The sequence below is a fragment of the Streptomyces sp. NPDC056296 genome (genome assembly GCF_042268605.1).
Classification (GTDB): Bacteria; Actinomycetota; Actinomycetes; order Streptomycetales; family Streptomycetaceae; genus Streptomyces.
Window position 1 is genome coordinate 112437 of record NZ_JBHJRX010000017.1, and the last position, 3758, is coordinate 116194.

The 3758-nt window shown below is 74.5% G+C and carries 4 protein-coding genes; 1 reads left to right on the top strand and 3 read right to left on the bottom strand.

The annotated features are described in order from the left end of the window. Positions 1-60: 60 nt before the first annotated feature. A complete protein-coding gene (locus tag ACFCZF_RS15260; RefSeq protein WP_376672037.1) occupies positions 61-624 on the bottom strand; it encodes a YceI family protein in 564 nt (187 codons plus the stop codon). Between the two features lie 101 nt (positions 625-725). On the opposite strand from ACFCZF_RS15260, the gene ACFCZF_RS15265 reads away from it, so the two are divergent. After that, the gene (locus ACFCZF_RS15265; protein WP_376672038.1) at positions 726-1589 is read left to right on the top strand and encodes a helix-turn-helix domain-containing protein; all 864 of its coding nucleotides are present in this window, start codon (positions 726-728) and stop codon (positions 1587-1589) included. Between the two features lie 28 nt (positions 1590-1617). Here ACFCZF_RS15265 and ACFCZF_RS15270 read toward each other — a convergent pair whose 3' ends face one another. Beyond that, on the bottom strand, positions 1618-2526 hold the full coding sequence (locus ACFCZF_RS15270; RefSeq protein ID WP_376672039.1) for a carbohydrate kinase: 909 nt from the start codon (positions 2524-2526) through the stop codon (positions 1618-1620). After that, positions 2523-3587, bottom strand: coding sequence for a LacI family DNA-binding transcriptional regulator (locus tag ACFCZF_RS15275; protein ID WP_376672040.1), 1065 nt, complete (start codon positions 3585-3587; stop codon positions 2523-2525). The genes ACFCZF_RS15270 and ACFCZF_RS15275 overlap by 4 nt, the downstream gene beginning before the upstream one ends. Positions 3588-3758: the final 171 nt, after the last annotated feature.

Below are 3758 nucleotides of genomic sequence, written 5' to 3' on the forward strand. Positions count from 1 at the left end.
GCGCTGGCTACTGGGGAGGCTCCGGGGTGCCCCGGCGCGGCGTTCGCGCGGCACCCGCGCTCAGGCACCCGCCGGCTCCACGAACTGCATGTCGAGCTGGATCTTCACCACCTCCCCGAGCAGCCCCGGAGCGAAGTCCAGGCCGAACTCGCTGCGCCGGATCTCACCCGTCGCCTCGAACCCGGCGTGCCGGCCGTCGCCGCCGACGGGCATGGCTCCCAGCCCGCCGAACTCCACGGCGAGCGTCACCGGGCGGGTCACGTCACCGATCGTCAGCTCGCCCTCCATGGTCCAGTCCTCGCCCTCGCCCGACACCCCGGTCGAGCGGTAGGTCATCGTCGGCCGCTTCGCCACGTCGAGCAGGTCGGAGGCGCGTACGTGCGCGTCCCGGTCGGCGTTCCCGGTGTCGATGGAGGCCAGATCGATCGTCGCGGACACCCGGACGTCCTCGACCCGCTCCCCGACGAACAGCTCGGCCCGCACGCCGCCGAAGCGCCCCCGCACCTTGGCGATGCCGAGATGGCGGATGGTGAAGTTCACGGCGGAGTGGAACGGGTCCATCGCCCACCGGCCGGGGGCGATCGGCAGGGGAGTGGTGGCGGTGCTGGAGATGTCGTTCGTCATGCCCTCAACCCTGAGGCGGCCGTGCCCCCGCAGGGAGACCGGCCCGAGCGTGGTAGTCGCAGGGCCATCCTCTCGCCCGCGCACATTGGTACGTTCCAGATGTGAGCGACAACGAGTTGGGCACGTTCCTGCGGACCTGGCGCGAATCCGTCACCCCCGTCGAGGTGGGTCTCCCCGCCGGTCCCCGCCGCCGCACCCCCGGCCTGCGCCGCGCCGAACTGGCCACGCTCGCGGGAGTCAGCGTCGAGTACCTCACCCGGCTGGAACAGGGCCGCGACCGCAACCCGTCCGTCCAGGTGCTCGGCGCCCTCGCCGACGCGCTGAACCTGTCGCTGCGCGACCGGATGCTGCTGCGCCGCCTGACCAAGGAGGCCGACGGCGGCGACCCGCTGCTCTGCGCCGCGGCCCCGCCCCTCAGCCGCGGCGCACGCCCCACCGTGCGGGCCGTACTGGACCGCCTGGAGCCCGCCCCCGCCGTGGTGCTCAACTGGATCGGCGACGTCCTCGCCCACACCGGCGGCTACGCGCGGCTGACCGGGCCGCTCGGGCTGCTCGACGACGAGCGGCCCAACCTGCTCCGGTACCTGTTCACCGACGAGCGGGCCCGCGCCGCCTACCCCGACTGGGACCGCGTGGCCGACGACCTGGTCGCCCAGCTCCGGCACGAGGCCCCCCTGCGGGACCCGTACGTGGCCGAGCTGGCCGACGAGCTGACGGTGACGGCGGGGGCGGTGTTCACCGACCGGTTCGCGGACCTCGCTGTGGCCCCGCGACGCGTCGGGACCCAGCACGTCGAGCACCCGGAGGCCGGACCCCTGCGGCTGTCGTACGAGACGCTGACGCTTCCCGAGGAGGGCCAGCGGATCGTCGTACACCTGCCCGCGGACGACGCCACGGCCGCGGCCCTGGACCGCCTCGACGGTCGCCGCCCCGGCGCCCTGCGTGCGGTACGGCCGGCGGGCTGACCACCGAGACGGCCGGTGCCGTCGGTGTTCAGACGGCCACCTCGTGGGCGTACGGCGGCTCCGCGCCCGCCCGCGAACAGGTGACCGCCGCCGCGCGGGCGGCGAACCCCAGCAGCTCCGCCCAGCCCTGCGCCCCCAGACCGGCCACGGCCTCGTCGTCGAGGGCGTCCCGTACCGCGAGGCCGTGCAGCAGCGCCGCGTTCACCGTGTCGCCCGCGCCGATCGTGTCCACCACGTCGACCCGCTCGCCCGGCACGGTGTACTCACCCCCGTCTCGGGTGTACGCCGTCAGCCCGGCACCGCCCCGGGTGACCACGACCGCCGCCGGGCCCGCCGCCAGCCACTCCCGGGGCGTGCCGCCCAGCCACTCGGCGTCCTCGGCGGACAGTTTCAGCAGCGACACCGACGGCAGCCAGCTCCTGAACCGGGCGCGGTAGGCGTCCGGGTCCGGGATCAGCCCGGCGCGGATGTTCGGGTCCAGCGCCGTGAACACCCCCCGCGCGGCCGTCTCGCGCAGCAGCTCCTCGTACGCGCTCGCCCCCGGCTCCAGCACCAGTGAGCAGGTCCCGAAGGAGACCGCCCGGGTGCCTGACGGCAGCGCGGTGGGCACCGAGAACAGCCGGTCCGCCGTCCCGTCCACATAGAAGGAGTACGCGGCCGAGCCGTCCGCGTCCACCGAGGCCACGGCGAGTGTCGTCGGCTCGGCCCCGCGCTGCACCGGCGAGACGTCCACGCCGGTTTCGCGCAGCCGGTCCAGCAGCGCCTCGCCGAAGGCGTCGTGCGACACCCGGGAGCAGAAGGCGGCGGGCGAGCCGAGACGGCCCAGCGCGACGGCCGTGTTGAACGGCCCGCCGCCGAGCGCCGGCCGCAGCGTGGCGAGGGCACCCGTGCCCTGCGGTACCAGGTCGATCAGTGCCTCACCGGCGACGACGATCACGGAAGACTCCTTTCATGAGCCTTTGCGGAGGCTTGCCGGGGCTGCTCGGGGCAGCCGCACGAGGTGCGGTGGACGAAGGCACAGGGCAGCCGCAGGGTCCGCACCGGCCGGTCCGGCGCGGCGAGGCGTTCCAGCAGCAGCCGTACGGCCTGGGCACCCAGCTCCCTGCTGGGCTGCGCGACGGCGGTGAGCCGGGGGGAGAAGAGGTCGGCCCAAGCGAAGTCGTCGAAGCAGCACAGCGCGAGGTCACCGGGCACGGACAGACCGCGGTCCCGCAGGGCGCGCAGCGCGCCGATGGTCATCGCGTTGTTGGCGGTGACCAGCGCGGTGGGCGGCACCGCCAGGGACAGCAGGGCCGACGTGGCCCGTTCACCGCCGTCCGCCTCGGAGTCGCCGTGGACCAGGAGCCGTTCGTCGTACGGCAGTCCGGCGGCGGCGAGGCCGTGCCGGTAACCGGTGATCCGCTCGCGCGTCGTGCTGAGCCCCGGCCGGCCCGCGACGAGCCCGATCCTGCGGTGGCCGAGCCCGGAGAGGTGGGTGACCAGCCGCGTCGTCGGCTCGGCGCTCTCGGCGCACACCTGGTCGAAGCGCGGGGCCCCGTCGCCCTCCGGCACGTCCAGGACCCGGTCGAGGAAAACGGTCGGCACGCGGTGGCGGCCGAGGTAGGCGACGAGGTCGCGCGGGTCCGCGGAGGGCGCGACGATCATGCCGTCCACGCGTCGCTCGTGCAGTAGCTGGACGACCTTGCGCTCGTGTCCCGGATCGTCGTGGGGGTCTGCGATGAGCAGGCTGTAACCGTGCTCCAGGGCGGCGGCCTCGACGCCCTGGAGGATCTCCGTGAAGTACGGGTTGCTGATCGCCGACACCGCGAGCCCGATGGAGCGGGTGCGGGCGGTCACCAGGGAGCGGGCCAGGGTGTTCGGGGTGTAGCCGAGCTCCTCGATGGCGTCCAGCACCGCCTGGCGGGTGCCCGGCAGCACGGGCCGAGTGTCGTTGAGCACGTGCGAGACGGTCGCCACGGAGACCCCGGCGCTGCGTGCGACATCGGCCATGGTCGCCATCGGCGTGCCCCCTCTCCCGTACTGCCGCGCATCGGCCTCCGGGCCGCCCCACGCGTACTGGCCGGGACCGTACCGCATCCGCGCGGGGCGCGTAAACGCTTGCGCAAGCGTTTACGCGCCCCACGCTGAGGTCCCCCCACCAGCCCGACCCGGGCCCAACCACGGGCACAA

Bases quoted from the DNA above. Each gene is read 5' to 3' on its own strand.
- ACFCZF_RS15260 (WP_376672037.1), bottom strand. From the start codon at position 624: ATGACGAACGACATCTCCAGCACCGCCACCACTCCCCTGCCGATCGCC.
- ACFCZF_RS15275 (WP_376672040.1), bottom strand. From the start codon at position 3,587: ATGGCGACCATGGCCGATGTCGCACGCAGCGCCGGGGTCTCCGTGGCG.